Origin of the sequence: Nocardiopsis alborubida (assembly GCF_012396365.1) — a bacterium.
In the GTDB taxonomy this organism is placed as follows: domain Bacteria; phylum Actinomycetota; class Actinomycetes; order Streptosporangiales; family Streptosporangiaceae; genus Nocardiopsis; species Nocardiopsis alborubida.
In genome coordinates, this window is the sequence record NZ_JAAXPG010000021.1 from 102037 (window position 1) to 120514 (window position 18478).

Genomic DNA, 18478 nt, shown 5'->3' on the forward strand with positions numbered 1-18478 from the left:
CATCGGACCAGAGGGGACGGGACTTCGGTGCCCGCCCATGTCCCCGGGTCCGGGCCGACCGAAACGTGGCTATAGTTCCCACGGGCCCGTCATGGGTTCGCCGGGGGAAGCGATGACGACGGATACGGGGTGGCCTGGTGGAGGACCAGCACGTCCAGAAGGGTAGCGGCGGGGCGGGCCAGCCCTCCGGCCGCACGGCGGGGAAGTACCGGCTGGTGCGGTCGCTGGGGCGCGGCGGTTTCGGGGAGGTGTTCCTCGGAGAGGACCCCGACGGCGGTCGCGCCGCGGTCAAGATCCTGCACGCCAGCTGGGCGGGGGATCCGGAGATGCGCCGCCGCTTCAGCACCGAGGTCGAGCAGGCCCGGCGGGTGAGCGGGTTCTGCATCGCCGCGATCCTGGACGCCGACCCCGGGGCCGCCGAGCCGTGGATCGCCACCGAGTTCATCGACGGACCCACGCTCCAGCGCGCCGTGGCCACCGCGGGCCCGCGCGGCGGCGTCGAACTGCACCGCCTGGCCGTCTCCACGGCCACCGCGCTGGCCGCGATCCACGCGGCCGGGGTCGTGCACCGCGACCTCAAACCCGACAACATCATGCTGGCCGCGGACGGGCCGCGGGTGATCGACTTCGGCATCGCCCGCGCGGTCGAGACCACCTCGGTCACCGCCAGCGGTGTGGTGGGCACGATCGGGTACATGGCGCCCGAGCAGCTGGAGGGCATGCGGCTGACCTCGGCGGTGGACATCTTCTCCTGGGGCTCGGTGATGGTCTACGCCGCCACCGGGCACGAGGCCTTCCCCGGGCCGACCCAGGCCTCCCGCATCGCCCGCATCCTGGGCGGCGAGCCCGACCTCGGCCCCCTCACCGAGCCGCTGGCCGGGATCGTCCGAGCCTGCCTGGACAAGGATCCCGACCGGCGCCCCGACGCCACCACCCTGCTCAACCAGCTGATCTCCGCACCCGCCGAGGGCACGGCCGCGCGCTCGGCGGCCCCGGCGCGGCCGGGCGACGGCGGCACCCGGGTCCTGCCTCCGCCCGACGCGCGCACCCGGGTGGAGACCGGCCCCACCCGGGTCGCCCCCGACGAGCACCCGCGGGCCCACCCCACCCGAGTGGCTCCTTCGGTTCCGGTGGACGCGACCCGCGCCTACACGCAGATGGCCCCGGGCGCCGCCGCGGCCGGTCTGGCGCCGCCGTCCGCGCCGTCGTACTCCACGGCTCCGCCGCCCTACTCCCCGCCCTCCGAGACGGGTGCGGTGAACGGTGCCCACACGCCGCCGTCCCGTCTCCCGCTGTCCGGGGCGGGTCCGGCCAGCGGCCTCCACACCTCGCCGCCGTACCGGCCGGGCGTACCCCCGTACCACTTCCACGGCATCCGGTTCACCGATCCGGGAGACCTGGCCGAGGCCATGCAGCAGAACTGGAGCGCGGCCGTCCAGGTCTTCAGCGACCCGGCCGAACGGGCGGCCCTGGGCGCCTGGCTCGTCGACGACCTCGGCGACACCACGGTGGACCGCTCCCTGTTCCGGGGGCACGTCAACAACGACGCCAACCTGGCGCTGGCCTCGTTCGTCTCCCAGCTGCGCCCCGACCTGCCGCCGATCTTCCGCGGCCGGGGCGCCACCGTGGCCGAGCTGGGCGAGATGTTCGACGACCCGCGCCCCCTGCTGACCGGTGCGCCCAAGGCCAACGAGATGGTCCTGATGGCCCGCCCGAGCGTGCTCAGGACCATGGGCGCCCACCACGGTGCCGACTCCGCCGACCTGATGCGCCTCGCCGAGCAGCTCGACGAGGCCGAGCGGGCCGCCAACGCCTTCCAGGAGCAGCTCACCGGCGAGCTGGAGGGCTGGCGCGCGGCGCGCATCAGCGTGAGCGCGGGCCTCATCCTGGCCTTCCTGCTGCGCCCCGAGCGCCTGGTGCCGCCCGGCGACGGCGGTGACACGGGTCTGGGGGAGTGGGTGTCGATCCTCTGGAGCCGTGTCGAGGGGGCGCCGGTCCCCGTCAGCGCCGGGTACGCGGCCGTGGTCTACGGCGCCCTGTCGACCATGCGGTCGCTGGCCGAGCAGCGGCGGAGCTGGGAGACCCGGCACAACGAGGTCAGCACCGACCACGCCGCCCTGCGCCGCGGGGTGAGGCTCCAGGAGCAGCTGCTCCTGAGCCTGCGGATCTGCCGGTTCGCCATCTTCGGCATCCCCGCCGGTCTGCTCGCCGGGATGGCGACGGGCAACGGCGTGGAGGGGGCCGCGGGCCTGCTCATGTCCGTGGGCGTGCTCGGCCTGGTCGGGGCGATCGCCCTGGAGGTGACCGTGCGGGTCGTCTCCGGCGGCGTGGCCCGGCGCAACCAGCGCTCCCACGAGCTCAACGGCGCGGCGGCGCAGCTGCCGCAGCTGACGTCGGGCGTCGCCCGCATCCAGGACGACCTGCGCAGGGCCAGGGAGATCTGCGGGCGGCGCTGACCCGCGCGCCGCGCCGACCGCGCTTCGGACTTCGCCTTCACCATCGACGGCTTCGCCGCGGCACTCGACCTGGGCCCACGGGCCGTCTCGGCCCTGCGCCGGGCGGTCGAGGAGTACCACTTCGGGGGCGATCCGACCGTGTGGACCCGCTTCTCCGTGGCCGAGGGGGCCTCCGGCCTCACCCAGCCGCTCCTGTTGCTGCACGACGAGCACGACGCCGTCGTGCCAACGGCGCAGTCGCACCTGACGCTGGCCGCCCACCACGGGCGCGCGCGTCTGGTCACCACCTCAGGCCTGGGGCACAGCGCGCTGCTCTCCGACGCGGCCGTGCTCGACACCATCACCGGGTTCGTCCGCGAGGCCCGCGAACCGGTCCGCGACGGTGGGCGACCGCCGGGAGGGGCCGGGGCCTGAGCGGTCCGGCGGCCGGTCACCGGGCGGGGTTGGCGACCACCACGTCAGCGTGCTCCCGGGGGCGGTCGCGCCGGTGGAACGCCTCCTCCTGCTCCGCCCACGCCTGCCGGTGCGGAGCGTAGACGGACGCGTCCCACCGGCCGTCCAACCGCCGCGTGCGTTCACCGTCGGGCGCGTCCACCCACACCAGCAGGTCCAGCAGGCCGCGCCCGGCGGCGGCGCCGGAGCCGCCGCCCTCCACCACGAGGACCCCGCCCGCCGCCACGTCGCCGGGCAGCGCCGTCCACTCCCGCGCGAACGCCCCCCGCCCCCAGTCGTAGCGCCGCCAGGCCGCCCGCTCCCCGCGCGCGAGCGGGGCCAGCACCCGCTCACGCAGCAGCTCGGAGCCCTCGTCCAGGCCGCGCCAGCCCGGATAGAGGTCCTCCATGGTCAGCACGGCGGCGGCCTCGCCCCGCCGGATCAGGGCCGCGCGCAGCGCGTCGGCCACCGTGCTCTTGCCCGCGCCCGATCGGCCCTCGACCGCCACGACGCGCGTTCGGGCCGAGGCCCGGACGGGCGGTGGGACAGCCCGCGCCAGGAGGTCGGCCCACCCGGGCTCGGCGGTGCTGATGCGTGCTCTGCTCACCTTCGGACCCTAACGCGGCGGATGCGAAGTTCCGGCTTGCGTTCATTGCTTGTAGCATTCCTCGCAACAGTGCCGAAACTCGGCCGCGAAAGCAGGGGGAGGGCACCTGGTGACCGAGGCCGCCGCGACACCGGGATCACAGTCAGCCCTGCGCCGGGCCAACGAGCGGCGGGTCGTGGACGTGCTGCGCAGCGAGGGCACCCGCACCCAGGCCGAGCTGGCCCGGGCCACCGGCCTGTCCGCGGCCAGCGTCTCCAACATCGTCCGCGGCCTGCGCGCCGCCGGGACGGTCCTGGTGCGCAACACCTCCTCCAACGGCCGCCGGGCCAAGGCGATCACCCTCGTGCGCCAGCCCGGGGCGGTCGTGGCCGTGGACTTCACCGCCGGGGGCGTCCGCGTCGCGGTGGGCGACAGCGACGGCAACATGCTGGCCCGCGAGGAGATCGGCTACGACGTGGCCTCCGACGCCGAGCGCGGGGTGCGCCGGGCCGCCTGGCTGGCCGAGACCATCCTGCTGCGCAGCCGGGTCGACCGGGGCGCCGTCTCCTCCGTGGTGGCCTCCATCCCGGGGCCGATCGACCCCGGCACCGGCGAGGTCGGCGGCATCTCCTGTCTGACCCGCTGGGCGGGCTTCCGCCCCGCCAAGGCGCTCACCGAGCGGCTGGGCCTGGAGGTGCTGGCCGAGAACGACGCCAACCTCGCGGTCCTGGCCGAACAGCACCGGGGCGCGGGCGTGGGCGCCGAGCACGTGGTCCACCTGGTCATCAGCGACGGCGTGGGCGCGGGCATCATGATGTCGGGCCAGCTCTTCCGCGGCGCGGGCGGCACGGCCGGGGAGATCGGGCACATCGCGCTGGACCCGCGCGGGCAGGTGTGCCGGTGCGGCAACCGGGGTTGCCTGGAGACCTTCGTCGGCGCGAGCTACCTGCTGGACATGCTGCCGCAGAACGCCGACGTGGCCCGCGGCCCCGGCCCCGCCCGGATCCCGGACATGGTGGCCGCGGCGCTGGAGGGCGACCCCGGCAGCCGCCGCATCATCGCCGAGGCGGGCACCGCGCTGGGCCAGGGCACCGCGATCGTGGCCAACCTGTTCAACCCGGACCGGGTCGTCGTGGGCGGTGACCTGGCCGAGGCCGGTGACCTGCTGCTGGAGCCGATGCGCCGGTCGATGGAGCTGGGTTCGCTGGGCAGCGCCCTGGAGCGGCTCGAACTGCTGCCGAGCGTGCTGGGCAGGGACGCCTCGCTGTACGGGGCGCTGCGCATGGCCGCCCAGCAGGCGAACTGACTTCTTGTGCCGCCGGTGACGGGGAAGCGCCGTGCGGTCGCACCGCGTTCCCGCGGTGGGCGTGCGGGCCTCCAGCGAGGGAACGCGGCAGGTCGGGCTGCGGACCGGGCCGCGGCCGGGTCCTTCGCTGAACAGGGCCCGCACGTAGGCTGACGGGGCGGCGAACACCGAGGTCAGTGCCGGAGCGGGCCGTCGTTCGGTAAAAACCGAAACTCCTTCACGTGAGCTCACACGTCCAGAACGCCGCTCTGGCCTGGGTTTTCCGTGGTTTCACAATCTGAACGCAAGGTCCGTGATGTTTCGGTTATGTGTTCAGGAGTTGACGGCAAGGTGGCGGCGGGGTTTGACTTCACTCCACCACTCGCGAGTTCCACCGTCCGCATCCCCCGTCATGAGAGGTACCTAGCGTTGAACGCACGACGCTTCACACCGCGGCACACGGCCGTCGGCTTCGCCGCCGCGGGAGCCGCTCTCGCCCTCCTCGTCTCCGGTTGTGGCTCGCTCACGACCACCGGCGGCGAGGCCGAGCAGGAGACCCACACCGTGGAGGAGGGCTTCCACGTCGGGCTGCTCCTGCCCGACCTCCACACGGCCCGCTACGAGGCCTTCGACCGCCCCTTCTTCGAGGAGGCGATGGGCGAACTGTGCCCCAACTGCGAGATCTCCTACGCCAACGCGGACCAGTCCGTGAGCGAGCAGCAGACCCAGGCCCAGGCCATGCTGACCGACGGTGTGGACGTGCTCGTCCTGGACCCGGTGGACGCCGCCGCCGCGGCCGGAACGGTCAACGAGGCCAAGTCCCAGGGTGTGCCGGTGATCGCCTACGACCGCCTCGCCGAGGGCGGCGCGGACATGTACGTCTCCTTCGACAACAACCGCGTCGGCCAGGTCCAGGCCGAGTCGCTGCTGGAGGCCCTGGAGGAGGAGGGCAGCACCGGTGACGGCTCGATCGTCGTCATGCACGGCTCGCCCACCGACCCCAACGCCGCCAGCTTCAAGGCCGGGGCCATGGGCGTCTTCGAGGAGCAGATCGAGATCGGCCAGGAGTTCGACACCCCCGAGTGGTCGCCGGACGAGGCCAACGCCCAGATGGAGGGCGCCATCACCTCCCTGGGCCTGGACGAGATCACCGGCGTCTACGCCGCCAACGACGGCATCGCCTCCGGTGTCATCTCCGCCCTGCGCAGCGCGGGCGTGGACGTGGCGGACCTGCCCCCGGTGACCGGACAGGACGCCGAGCTCGCGGGTATCCAGCGCATCATCGCCGGTGAGCAGTACATGACCGTCTACAAGGCCATCCAGCCCGAGGCCCAGGTCGCCGCCGCCATGGCCGTCGGCCTGGCCACCGGTGAGGACCCCGAGCTGGGCGAGCACACGCTCACCGAGGTCGAGGACGGAGGCGGCGAGACCGTTCCCGCCGTCCTGCTGGAGCCGATCGCGGTCACCGCGGAGAACGTCGGCGACACGGTCGTCTCGGACGGGATCTACAGCATCGAGGAGATCTGCACCGACGACTACGCCGACACGGACTTCTGCCAGGAAGCCCTGTAGAGCCGGTGCGGACGTCCCAGACCCGGGACGGCCGGGCGCCCCGCCGCCCCGCCGTCCCGGGCCAGGGCGAGAGAAGAGAAGCGAACGCATGAGCACACCAGTCCTGGAACTGTCCGGGATCTCCAAGACCTTCGGTGCGGTCCGCGCCCTGAGCGACGTCGACTTCCACGTCGGCGAGGGCGAGGTCGTCGCCCTGCTCGGTGACAACGGCGCCGGCAAGTCCACGCTGGTCAAGGTCATCTCCGGAGCCCACCCCGCCGACAGCGGCGGTGCCATCACCTGGGACGGCAAGCCGGTCAGCATCAACGCCCCCTCCGACGCCCAGCGCCTGGGGATCGCCACCATCTACCAGGACCTCGCCCTGTGCGACAACCTGGACATCGTCGGCAACCTCTTCCTGGGCAACGAGAAACTGCACTTCCCCGGCACCCTCGACGAGGTCGAGATGGAGGGCCGGGCCATGGAGCTGCTGGACTCGCTGTCCGTGCGGATCCCCAGCCTGCGCGTCCCGGTGGCCTCCCTCTCCGGAGGCCAGCGCCAGATCATCGCCATCGCCCGCTCCCTGCTGGGCAAGCCGCGCGTGGTGATGCTCGACGAGCCCACCGCCGCACTGGGCGTCGCCCAGACCGCCCAGGTCCTCGACCTCATCGAGCGCCTGCGCGACCAGGGCCTGGGTGTGCTGCTGATCAGCCACAACATGGCCGACGTGCGCGCGGTGGCCGACCGCGCCGTGGTCCTGCGCCTGGGCCGCAACGCCGGGAACTTCCCCGTCGCGGAGACCAGCTACGAGGAGATCGTGGCCGCCATCACCGGTGCCGCCGACAACCCGGTCAGCCGCCGCTCGGAGCGCACCGGCGCCTCGGCCCTGGCCACGGAGGACAAGTGATGACCCAGCAGACCCCCGTCTCCAAGGCACCCGCCACGGGTGCGGGCGGCTCCGCCGAGTCCAGGCGCGACCCGCGCCTGCTGACCACGGCGGCCTCGCCCAAGGGCTGGCTCGACGCCCTGCGCCGCAACCTGCGCGGCGGCGAACTGGGCCCGATCCCCGTGGTCATCGGCCTGATCCTCATCGCCGTCGTCTTCCAGTCGGCCAACGACCGGTTCCTGTCGCCGCAGAACCTGTCCAACCTCACCGTGCAGATCGCCGCCATCGGCCTGATGACCACCGGCGTGATCATGGTCCTGCTGCTGGGCGAGATCGACCTGTCCATCGGTTCGGTCGCCGGACTCGCCGCAGCGGTCCTGGGCGTGCTGGCCGTCAAACAGGGCGTCTCGGAGTGGATTGCGATCGGCGCGGCCCTCGTCGTCGGCCTCGTGGTGGGCCTGATCCACGGCGTCGTCTTCGCCAAACTCGGGGTACCGGCCTTCGTGGTCACCCTCGCCGGCCTGCTGGGCTGGCAGGGCCTGCACCTGTACCTGATGGGCGCCGACGGCACCATCAACACCAGCCCGAGCGGGCCGATCTCGCTGCTGACGCAGACCTTCTTCGTCCCGGTGGTGGGGTGGGCGCTCGCCGTCCTGGCCGTCGTCCTGTACGTGGTCTCCGTGGCCGCGGTGGAACGGCGCAGGCGCCAGGCGAACCTGCCCTACAAGCCCTGGACCGAGATCCTCTTCCGGGCGGCCCTGCTGTTCGTGCCGATCCTCGTCGCCGTGTGGGTGCTCAACCAGTACAAGGGCGTGCCGCTGGCCTTCCTGATCTTCGTGGGCTTCGTGGTCGTGCTCGACCTGGTCCTGCGCAAGACCCGCTACGGCCGCATGGTCTACGCCGTCGGCGGCAACGCCGAGGCGGCGCGCCGCGCCGGCATCAACGTGGACATGATCCGCATCTCGGTGTTCGGCATCGCCTCCGTCCTGGCGGCCCTGGGCGGGATCATGCTGACCTCGCGCAACTTCGCGGCGAGCGTGGCCACCGGTGGCGGCGAGGAGCTGATGATGGCCATCGCCGCCGCGGTCATCGGCGGCACCAGCCTCTTCGGCGGCCGCGGCAACGCCTACTCCGCTCTGCTGGGCGGCCTGGTCCTGGGTGCGATCACCTCCGGCCTGCTGCTGTTGCAGATGGACACCTCGGTCCGGTTCATGATCACCGCCGCCGTCCTGCTGGTCGCGGTCATCCTGGACTCCGTCTCCCGTCGGGGCCGTAAGACCCACGCCAGGGGAGGAGCCTGACCGGCGCGGCGACGCGAGCCATCCCCGGGCGGCGGACGGCGCCCACTCCCCGCCGTCCCCGCCCCTCCCACCCGGTCCGGCGCCCCAGGCGCCGGACCGGGCCTTCGCGCTGCCCGTTGCCGCTCGCCCGCTGCCCGCGCGCCGTCGGGGTTGGTGCAGGGCGTGCGGCGGTGGTGCACCGAAGGGGGCCGGGCTCTCACAAGGCGCAACCATGCGACCATGCGCGCGTAGAGCCCGGGCTGGTGCCGGGTGCAGCGGGGTTGGCGCAGAACCTCCAGCAGACCCCGACCACGCACCCGTGGGGCCCGATCTGGCGGGCGACCACAGGCCGTGTGGCTGATGGCGTGCCGGAGGCTTTACCTCAGCCCCGGTGGGGTTGGCGCTTCCAGAGCGTTCTGCCTCTCACTCCCTTGCGGCGGGCGCGGCTCAGGGGCGCACCTCTCACCCCTCACCTCTCGGGGACGCAGGACCGCTGAAAGTCCCCTCTCACCCCCCCCGGGACGAAGCGCGGCTGGAGACCGGACCCGCAACCCCATCAACCTGCTGGCGCGGGGAGGCTCTACCGCGGCGCGCCACCGCCGTGCGTTCTACGCCGACTCACCGTCCCCGGGAGCTGAACGGCCGCCGAGCCCGTGCGGTCATCCCATCCACCTACCTCCTGAACCCGGTCGGGACGGTGGGAATGTAGCGTCGCACGCCGTGCCCGTAGAACTCTCCGCCGCCTCCTTCCTCGCGCCCAGCGGCCACGGCCTGCTCGCCCCCACCGACGTGGTGGCGTTCGTCGTCGCCGCGGTGGCCGCCGTCGTCGTCGGGGCCGCGGTGCAGAGCACCGTGGGCCTCGGACTCGGGATGGTCGCCGCGCCCGTCCTGTCCTTCCTGGACCCCACCCTCGTGCCGGGGGCGCTCCTGGTCACCGTGATCGTCCTGCCCGGGCTCACGCTCCTCCAGGAGTGGCGGCACGTGGACTGGCGCGGCATCGCCTGGGGGCTGCCCGCGCGCCTTCCCGGGACCGCCCTGGGCGTGTGGGTGGTGGCCGCCCTGGAGCCCCGAGCCCTCGCCGGCGCGGTCGGGGCGATGGTGCTGGTGGCCGTCGTCCTCTCGGTCTGGTCCCTGCGGGTGCGCATCACCCCGGTCTCGCTCGTGGCGGCGGGGGCCCTGTCCGGGCTCACCGGCACCGCCACCACGATCGGCGGCCCGCCCATGGCGCTGCTCTACCAGTACGAGGAGCCCGCCCGGGTCCGCGCCACCCTGGCCGCGTTCTTCCTCCTGGGCGGCGCGGTCTCCCTGACCGCCCTCGCCCTGGGCGGCCAGATGGACGCCCGGACCGCCGTCGTCGGGGCCTGCGCGATCCCCTTCGTCGTCGCGGGCTTCCTGGCCGGAACAGTGCTGCGCCGCCGCGTCGACGCCGGGTGGCTGCGCGTGGCCCTGCTGGCGGTGGTGTCGGCCTCCGCGCTGGGCCTGCTCGCCCAGGCCGCGCTGGGATGACGCGCGGCCAGGGGCGATACCGCTTCGGGGACCGAGTAATGTACGCGAAAACCCGGTAACCGGACGGCGTGGGCGCGCCGGGGGCCGCTCCCACGCGGGGTTGGGTAGGACCCGTGGACGTACGCCCATAAACTCGGGTATGCATACCTGCCGGTAGCCAAGTCCGGCCCACGTCAGGGGCCCGGAACGGCAAACTCAACGGACACGCGGGACGAGGGGACTGACGAGACAGTGGCACTGTTCGAGTCGATACACAATCCGGAAGCGCTCAAGAGGCTTCCGGCCGACCAGCTCCCTGCGCTGGCACAGGAGATCCGGGACTTCCTGGTCGACTCCTGCTCCCAGACCGGCGGGCACCTGGGCCCCAGCCTCGGCGTCGTCGAGCTGACCATCGCGCTGCACCGGGTCTTCGACTCCCCGAAGGACCCCGTCATCTTCGACACCGGGCACCAGGCCTACGCGCACAAGATCCTCACCGGCCGCCACGACTTCACCAACCTCAAGTCCGAGGGCGGCCTGTCCGGTTACCCCTCCCGCGCCGAGTCCGAGCACGACTTCGTCGAGAACTCCCACGCCTCCACCGCGCTGTCCTACGCCGACGGCATGGCCAAGGCCAACGAGGTGCAGGGCCGCACGGACCGCACCGTGGTCGCCGTCATCGGCGACGGCGCCCTCACCGGCGGCATGGCCTGGGAGGCGCTCAACAACATCGCCGAGCGCCGGGACCGGCGCCTGGTCGTCGTGGTCAACGACAACGGTCGCTCCTACTCGCCCACCATGGGCGGTCTGGCCGACCACCTCGCCTCCCTGCGCATGGCCCCCGGCTACGAGCAGGCCCTGGACCTGGCCAAGACCACCCTCAACCGCACGCCCGTGGTCGGCCAGCCCCTCTACGAGGCGCTGCACGGCATCAAGAAGGGCCTCAAGGACGCCATCCAGCCGCAGATGATGTTCGAGGACCTGGGCCTGAAGTACCTCGGTCCCATCGACGGCCACGACGAACAGGCCCTGGAGAAGGCGCTGCGCCGCGCCCGCGACTTCGGCGGCCCGGCGATCGTCCACTGCATCACCCAGAAGGGCAAGGGCTACGCACCGGCCGAGAACCACGACGAGGACCAGTTCCACGCCCCCGGTCCCTTCGACGTGGCCACCGGCCAGGCCAAGCCCGGCCCCAAAGCCGTCAAGTGGACCTCGGTCTTCGCCGACACCATGGTGGAGATCGGCGCGGAGCGCCCCGACGTGGTGGCCATCACCGCCGCCATGCTCCACCCCACCGGCCTCAACAAGTTCGCCGAGGCCTACCCCGAGCGCACCTTCGACGTGGGCATCGCCGAGCAGCACGCCGCCACCTCGGCCACCGGCATGGCCATGAACGGCCTGCACCCGGTCGTGGCCGTCTACGCCACCTTCCTCAACCGCTGTTTCGACCAGGTGCTCATGGACGCCGCCCTGCACCGCCAGGGCGTCACCTTCTGCCTGGACCGCGCCGGGATCACCGGCAACGACGGCGCCAGCCACAACGGCATGTGGGACATGTCCATCCTCCAGGTGGTCCCGGGCCTGCGCCTGGCCGCGCCCCGCGACGCCGAGCGCCTGCGCACCCTGGTGCGCGAGGCCGTCGCCGTCGAGGACGCCCCCACCGTCGTGCGCTACCCCAAGGGCGCGGTCGCCGAGCAGCTGGACGCCGTGGGCAAGGTCGGCTCCATGGACCTGCTGCGCCGCGCCGCCGACGGCGGCAACTCCAAGGACCTGCTCATCGTGGGCGTGGGCACCATGGCCCAGGTCGCCTGCGAGGTCGCCGACCGGATGGCCGCCCAGGGCCTGGGCGTCACCGTCGTCGACCCCCTGTGGGTCAAGCCGCTGGACGAGGCCCTGGTCGCCGAGGCCGCCGAGCACAGCGTCGTCGCGGTCATCGAGGACAACGGCCGCACCGGCGCGGTCGGTGACGCCGTGGCCCGCCTGCTGCGCGACCACGACGTCGACGTCCCGGTGCGCACGTTCGGCATCGCGCAGGAGTTCCTGGACCACGCCAAGCGCGACGACATCCTGCGCGAGCAGGGCCTGACCCCCCAGGAGCTGTCCCGCAGCCTCACCGAGACGGTCTCCCGGCACACCGACGGAGCCAAGCCCGCCGGCGAACTGGCCGGCGAGACCGCCTGAGCACACGTGTCCCAGGCAGCCCGGGGACGTCCCCGGGCTGCCAGAATGGGCGCATGAGCTCCTCCGAACCTGAGCAGCACAGCACCGCCGCACCGCTCCGGGTGGCCGTGATCGGCTCCGGCCCGGCGGGCGTCTACGCCGCCGACGCCCTGACCCGGCAGCGGCGCGTGCCCGTCCGGGTCGACGTCATGGACCGCCTGCCCACGCCCTACGGGCTGGTGCGCTACGGAGTGGCCCCCGACCACACCAAGATCAAGGGTGTGGCCCGGGCGCTGCGCAGGGTTCTGGAGCACCCCGACGTGCGCTTCGTCGGCGGGGTCGAGTTCGGCGCCGACCTCACCCGCGCCGACCTGGCCCGCACCCACCACGCCGTCGTCTACGCCACCGGCGCCAGCGTCGACCGTCGCATGGACGTGCCGGGGGAGGACCTGCCCGGCAGCGTCGCCGCCACCGACTTCGTCAACTGGTACTGCGGGCACCCCGACACCGCCCTGGAGCGGTTCGTGCTCGACGCGGAGGAGGCCGTCGTGGTCGGGGCGGGCAACGTCGCCCTGGACGTGGTGCGCATCCTGGCCAAGACCGCCGACGAGCTCCGCCACACCGACATCCCCCAGCCGGTCCTGGACGTGCTCGCCGCCAGCCGTGTGCGCACCGTCCACCTGCTGTCGCGGCGCGGCCCCCTCCAGGCCAAGTTCACCGCTCCCGAGCTGCGCGACCTGCTCGCGCTGCCCGGCGCCGACGTCGTCGTGCGCCCCGAACAGGTCGACATCGACCCCACCGCCGTGGGCAGCGGCGCCCCCGAGACGCGCGACGTCGCCCGGGCCGCCCGCACCAACCTGCGGCTCCTGGCCGAACACGCCTCCCGCGAGCCCCGCGGGAGGGACCGCACCGTACGGCTGCACTTCTGGGCCCGGCCCGTGGAGGTCCTCGGCCGGGAGGAGGGGCGCGTGAGCGGCGTGCGGGTGGAGGAGACCCGCCTGGACGCCGACGGACGCCTGACCGGGACCGGCCGGACCAGCGACCTGCCCGCCGGGATGGTGCTGCGCTCGGTGGGGTACGCGGGCGTCCCGCTGCCCGGGGTGCCCTTCGACGCCCGGGGGCGCACCGTCCCCCAGGAGGGCGGGCGCGTCCTGGACGCCGACGGCGGCGCGGTCCGGGGGGACTACGTGGCCGGATGGATCAAGCGGGGCGCCACCGGGGTGATCGGCACCAACAAGTCCGACGCCGCCGCGACCGTGCGCGCCCTGCTGGAGGACGCCGGGGAGCTGCGCGCGGCGGCCCCGGAGCTGGTGCCCCTGGAGGCCGTGCTGGACGAGCGCGGGGTGGCCCACAGCGACTACGAGGACTGGCTGCGCATCGACACCGCCGAGGCCGACCAGGCCGTGGAGCTGGACCGGGGCGAGCGGGTCAAGCTCCACGGCTGGGAGGCCTACCGCAGGGTCGTCGGCGGCTGACCGCCCTGGCTTGGAGCGTCCGCCAGCAGGTGCCGGACGTGGACCGGCCGGAACCGTCGCCGGTGTGACGCAAGGGCTCTGGCCTGCGGCGAAGGGGTGGGCGGTGACGCGTCAGGCGACCTGGTCGGTGGTGGCGCCGTAGGTGTTGCAGCCCTCCACGGTCGCCTGCGACCAGCCCTGCTCCAGCCAGAACGCCCGGTTGCTGGCGCTGCCGTGCGTGTCGAGGTCGCCGCCGCCGTTGAAGTGGTCGTTGGCCGTCCGCAGCGCCTCCTCGTCGGCGCCGGTGATCCCGCGCAGGCCCACCCCGGCCATGCACTCGGCCTGGAGTTCGGTGCGGCGCATGGCCTCCAGCTCGGCCCGCTCGTCCTCGGCCTTCCAGGTCATGCCGTGCGCGATGCCCAGGATGCCGGTGGCGTACTGCACGTGGTGGCCGTACTCGTGGCCCATCAGGGCGAGCCAGACCTCCTCGCGCTGGCCCGGGGGGAGCAGGGCGCCCAGGTGGCGCACGTTGGGCAGCACGATGGTGATGCGGCTCAGGTCGCTCTCGTAGTAGGCGAGCGTGTACCCCTCCTCGGGATCGGCGTCGGGGGAGTCGGGCGAGACCCGGGTGACGGCGAACTCGGGGAGCTCCACGGACAGGCCCAGGTCCTCGAACACCGGTGCCCACAGCGTGTTCAGGCAGTCCCCGGAGACGGCCGCGAACTCCTCCCAGGACTCGTCGGAGGCCATGTCCAGTTCGGGGACGTCGCAGTCGACCGGATCGGGCATGGCGACGTCGTAGAGGGGGTGGTCGACGGCGTCGACCTCCACCTGGTTGGGCCGCGCCCTGAGGCGGTCGTCGTAGTGGGCGGTCAGGTCGACGCCGACGGGCTGGGGCTCCTCCTGGGGGGTGGTGGCGACGATGAGGATGCTCGCGGCCAGCGCCACGAGGGCGATCACGGCCGCACCCGCCGAACCGAGCAGGACGCTCGCGCCGCGGCGCGAGGGCCGCTCCGGCGGATGCGGCCAGGGCTGCGCGGGCTGCTGCCAGCCGGACCCCGGGTGGGCGGCGGGGTAGCCGCCGGGCGGGAGGGCGAAGGGATGGGGCCGCGCCTGGGCGGCCGGTCCCCGCCACGGGTTCGGCGCGTGGGCGGGGGGCGGGCCGTACCCGGCGTCCGGGGGGAGGGGGCGGCCGTGCTGGGCGAGGGGAGGGGCGGGGTGGTGGGGCGCACCGACCTGTGTCCGTCCCGAGGCGGGGGGAACGGGGCGGTACGGCGGGGAGCCCGCGGCCGGCCCGGGGTACGGGGGAGCGGGCACGGAGGGCGCGTCGCTCCGCGTCCGCCCCGTCTCGCCGGGTCCGCTCCCGTCCGTTCCGTGTCCGGGTCCGACGGGCTCCTCGGCACCGGGGCCGCCGACGGCGCCTCCGGTACCGGGCCGCTCGGGTCGGGGGGTCTCGTCTCCGGGCCGCTCACCGCCGGATGGGTTCTCCACGGGGTCAGTCCTCGCTATCGTGCCGCCGCGTGCCGGGGTGGGTCATCTCCGCCTGGGGCGAATCCGGCAAGAGTCGCAGACCTCCAGTATGGGGCTTAACCGGACGTGCCCGTGGTCGTCGGGGCACTGCTCTCCGGCGGCCGGTAGTGGACGCCCAGGCCCGTCAGCATGCTCTGAAGCTCGGACTCGAAGAGCGGTTCCATGTCGTGCATCACGAAGTCCAGGTGCTCGAACACCTCCATGCACACGACCCCGTACAGGCGCACCCAGCACGTGCTGAGCACCATGACCGCCTCCACCGGGATGTGCGGCGCGGAGAAGCCGCAGGTGTCGGCGAAGGCGCGCAGCTCACGGGCCAGCTCCGGGGTGATGCGGTCCCCGTCGGGCAGGACGAACCGCTCCTCCAGCAGCAGGCGGTCGAAGAGGGCGTAGAAGGTCGCGCCGAAGCGCCGACTGGTGTCCATCGCGAGTGCGATGTCCTCCTTGGGGATCAGGCGTACGCGCGGGCCGAACATGGTGGCGAACTCGGCCCGGTGCCCGATCGCCCAGGCCCGGAAGGCGCGCAGCGAGGTGAGTATGCGCAGGTCGGTGTCCTCGGCGGGCACGCTCGCGTCGGCGGCGGCGACCGCGTCGCCCAACTCCTGGAACATGTCCGCGGTGATCAGCGCCAGCAGCGAGTCGATCCCCGAGACGTAGCGGTACAGCCCCGGCGCGGTCATGCCCATCTCCCGCGCGATGGCGCGCAGGGACACCCCCGCGGCCCCCTGCTCGACCAGATGGCGGCGAGCGATCCCCTTGATCTCCGCCAGTGTGGCCTCGCGCACACGTTCGCGGCGGCTCGGCCTCCCGGCCCCCCGGTCCAGCTGCGGTTTCGTCATCTGCTGAGCTACACCCCGTCTCGGGCGCCCGGTCTGGGCGCTGTGGTCCTTGTCGGCGACGTTGACAGCGTAACGCCCGCACGCTTTAGTGAACGCCGTTAGCAAACGGTGTTAACGGACATGGAGTCTGTTTCCTGAAGGGGCGGCGTATGCCGACACACACGGGGCTTTTCGGTCGGCTCGGACGGGGGGTCCACCGCTTCCGCTGGGCGGTTCTCGCCGCCACCGTGGTCTTCGCGCTCTTCTCCGGGCTCTGGGGCTCGGGGGTCTTCTCCGACGTCAGCGAGAGCGGGTTCGAGGACCCCGACTCGGAGTCGGCGCGGGCCACGCGCGTCCTGGAGGAGGAGCTGGGCCACGACGGCGTCGACGTCGTCGCGGTCTACCGCAGCGACGAGATCCAGGTGGACAACCCCACCTTCGCCGCGGCGATCGAGCGTGTCGCCGACGGCATGCCCGAGGACGTGGTCGCCGACTTCGACACCTACCTCGACGAGGACCTCGGTGAGCCCGAGCGCGGCATGCTCGTGTCCGAGGACATGCACGCCACCTACATCCCCGTGACCCTCGGCGGGGAGACCCACGCCGACCGCCTCCACCAGTACGAGGAGGTGGCCGACCACCTCTCCTCCAGCAACCTGGAGGTCCACCTGGGCGGCTCGGTGGCGGTCGAGGGCGAACTGGCCGAGAGAGCCGAGAGCGACGTCGTGCGCGCCGAGCTCATCACCCTGCCGATCCTGCTGTTCCTCCTGGTCCTGATCTTCGGCGGCCTCGTCGCGGGCCTGGTCCCGCTCGCCGTCGGCGGCCTGGCCATCCTGGGCTCGCTGACCCTCCTGCGGGCCCTGACCCACGTCACCGACGTGTCGGTGTTCGCGATCAACGTCGCCACCATCCTGGGCCTGGGGCTGGCCATCGACTACGGCCTGTTCATGGTCAGCCGCTTCCGCGAGGAACTGCGGCGGGGCCGCGGCGTCGCCGACGCCGTGAGCCGCACCGTGGACACCGCCGGGCGCACCGTGGCCTTCTCCGGCATCACCGTCGGCATCGCCTTCGCGGGCCTGCTCTTCTTCCCCCAGCCCATCCTCCAGTCGATCGGCTGGGGCGGTATCGCGGTCGTGGTGTTCGACCTGCTGGCCGCGCTGGTCTTCCTGCCCGCGCTGATGTCCGTGGTCGGCCACCGGATCAACCGCCTCCGGCTGCCGCTGCCCCGCCGCACCGTCACCGGCGCCGTGCACGAGGGGGCCTGGTCGCGCCTGGCCCGCACCGTCATGCGCGGCCCCGCCGTGTCCCTGGTCGCGGTCGGCGGTGTCCTGCTGGTCTTCAGCTCCGGCCTGGCCTCCACCGAACTCGGCTCCACCGACCAGCGCTACCTGCCCGCAGACTCCGGGAGCCGGATCGCCACCGAGGCGCTGTCCGACGACTTCCCCGCGGGCGGCCTGGGCACACTCGACGTCGCGGTGCTCGGCGGCGCCGCCGACGAGGCCCTGGAGGAGTACACCCAGCGTCTGGAGGACCTGCCCGAGTCCTCGCTCGCGCGTGTGGAGCGCACCGGTGACGGGATCGCCCACGTCGTGGTCGCCTACGAGGGCGCCTCCGACTCCCCCGAGATCGCCCAGCTGGTGCGCGACGTGCGCGCCGAACCGGCCCCGGAGGGCGCGGAGGAGACCCTGGTCGGCGGCGTGCCCGCCATGCAGCAGGACAACGTGGCGGCGATCGTCGACGCGGCGCCCATGACCGTGGGCTTCGTCGCCGTGGCGACCCTGCTCCTGCTCTTCCTCGCCTTCGGCTCGATCGTCCTGCCGGTCAAGGCGGTGCTCATGGGGGCGCTGTCCCTGGGCGCCTCCCTGGGCGTGGTGGTCTGGGGCTTCCAGGAGGGCGCCTTCTCCGGACTGCTCGGGTTCGACGCGGTGGGCACCATCGACCCCACCTACCTGGTGCTGATCATCGTCGTGGCCTTCGGCCTGGCGATGGACTACGAGCTGTTCCTGCTCAGCCGGGTGCGCGAGGAGTACCTGCGCACCGGCGACAACACGCGCTCGGTGGCGGCGGGGCTCCAGCACACCGGCCAGATCATCACCAGCGCGGCCATCCTGTTGATGGTGGTGCTCCTGGCCATGGGCACCTCGGACCTGCTCTTCCTGAAGATCATCGGCATCGGCCTGGCCATCGCGGTGTTCGTGGACGCCACCCTGGTCCGCGCGGTCATGGTGCCCGCCACGATGCGCCTGCTGGGCGGGGCCAACTGGTGGCTGCCCCGGCCGCTGCGCTGGCTGCACGACCGGATCGGCATCTCCGAGGGCGGTGACGAGGACGAGCCCGGACCCGCCGCGGAGCGGGACGGGAGCGGCAGGGTGCACGCGGGGGTGTGACCGCCTCGCGGCGCTGACCCCGTCCGGGAACATCCCGGGCGGGGTCGACCGCTGTCGGCGGCGCCGCGACCACCGCGGCCGGAGTGCGTCGGGTGCGTGCCGCAGGAGCGTCGGTGTGCCCCGCGCCGGGCGGGCCTGGGCCCGGCGTGGGGGTCGCCGCGTGCGCTT

General features: G+C 73.3%; 13 protein-coding genes. 10 read left to right on the forward strand and 3 right to left on the reverse strand.

Annotated features, from left to right (window positions below; translation table 11 throughout):
- Positions 1-137: 137 nt before the first annotated feature.
- Entirely contained in the window at positions 138-2456 is a 2319-nt protein-coding gene (locus tag HGB44_RS21325) for a serine/threonine-protein kinase (RefSeq protein ID WP_061083479.1), read from the forward strand.
- A gap of 138 nt (positions 2457-2594) precedes the next feature.
- Entirely contained in the window at positions 2595-2870 is a 276-nt protein-coding gene (locus HGB44_RS32065) for an alpha/beta hydrolase (RefSeq protein WP_231972660.1), read from the forward strand.
- Between the two features lie 16 nt (positions 2871-2886).
- Here the strand turns inward: HGB44_RS32065 and HGB44_RS21335 are convergent, their stop codons facing one another.
- Entirely contained in the window at positions 2887-3495 is a 609-nt protein-coding gene (locus HGB44_RS21335) for a uridine kinase family protein (protein ID WP_061083478.1), read from the reverse strand.
- A 109-nt stretch (positions 3496-3604) separates the two neighbouring features.
- On the opposite strand from HGB44_RS21335, the gene HGB44_RS21340 reads away from it, so the two are divergent.
- The 7 genes from HGB44_RS21340 to HGB44_RS21370 all read left to right on the forward strand — a co-directional run bounded on the left by HGB44_RS21340 (position 3605) and on the right by HGB44_RS21370 (position 13596).
- A complete protein-coding gene (locus HGB44_RS21340) occupies positions 3605-4780 on the forward strand; it encodes an ROK family transcriptional regulator (protein ID WP_061083477.1) in 1176 nt (391 codons plus the stop codon).
- A 408-nt stretch (positions 4781-5188) separates the two neighbouring features.
- The gene (locus HGB44_RS21345) at positions 5189-6331 is read left to right on the forward strand and encodes an ABC transporter substrate-binding protein (protein ID WP_061083476.1); all 1143 of its coding nucleotides are present in this window, start codon (positions 5189-5191) and stop codon (positions 6329-6331) included.
- Positions 6332-6419: 88 nt separating this feature from the next.
- Complete coding sequence (locus HGB44_RS21350; protein ID WP_061083475.1) at positions 6420-7217, forward strand: ATP-binding cassette domain-containing protein; 798 nt, start codon at positions 6420-6422, stop codon at positions 7215-7217.
- Positions 7217-8497 (forward strand): sugar ABC transporter permease, encoded by a 1281-nt coding sequence (locus tag HGB44_RS21355; protein WP_061083474.1) that lies wholly within the window; start codon positions 7217-7219, stop codon positions 8495-8497. Before HGB44_RS21350 ends, HGB44_RS21355 begins: the two co-directional genes overlap by 1 nt.
- Positions 8498-9196: 699 nt before the next feature.
- On the forward strand, positions 9197-9982 hold the full coding sequence (locus HGB44_RS21360; RefSeq protein ID WP_061083342.1) for a sulfite exporter TauE/SafE family protein: 786 nt from the start codon (positions 9197-9199) through the stop codon (positions 9980-9982).
- 231 nt (positions 9983-10213) lie between these two features.
- Positions 10214-12142, forward strand: coding sequence for a 1-deoxy-D-xylulose-5-phosphate synthase (dxs, locus tag HGB44_RS21365; protein ID WP_061083341.1), 1929 nt, complete (start codon positions 10214-10216; stop codon positions 12140-12142).
- A gap of 53 nt (positions 12143-12195) precedes the next feature.
- Positions 12196-13596 carry an FAD-dependent oxidoreductase gene (locus HGB44_RS21370; RefSeq protein ID WP_061083340.1) on the forward strand — a complete coding sequence of 467 codons (1401 nt, stop codon included), beginning with the start codon at positions 12196-12198 and terminating at the stop codon, positions 13594-13596.
- A gap of 111 nt (positions 13597-13707) precedes the next feature.
- On the opposite strand, the gene HGB44_RS32725 is transcribed toward HGB44_RS21370, so the two are convergent.
- Together HGB44_RS32725 and HGB44_RS21380 are read right to left on the reverse strand one after the other, a co-directional pair.
- Positions 13708-15066 carry a neutral zinc metallopeptidase gene (locus HGB44_RS32725; RefSeq protein WP_168444095.1) on the reverse strand — a complete coding sequence of 453 codons (1359 nt, stop codon included), beginning with the start codon at positions 15064-15066 and terminating at the stop codon, positions 13708-13710.
- 95 nt (positions 15067-15161) lie between these two features.
- Complete coding sequence (locus HGB44_RS21380) at positions 15162-15944, reverse strand: TetR/AcrR family transcriptional regulator (RefSeq protein WP_061083338.1); 783 nt, start codon at positions 15942-15944, stop codon at positions 15162-15164.
- Positions 15945-16093: 149 nt separating this feature from the next.
- On the opposite strand from HGB44_RS21380, the gene HGB44_RS21385 reads away from it, so the two are divergent.
- A complete protein-coding gene (locus HGB44_RS21385; RefSeq protein WP_061083337.1) occupies positions 16094-18310 on the forward strand; it encodes an MMPL family transporter in 2217 nt (738 codons plus the stop codon).
- The last annotated feature ends 168 nt before the right edge of the window (positions 18311-18478 follow it).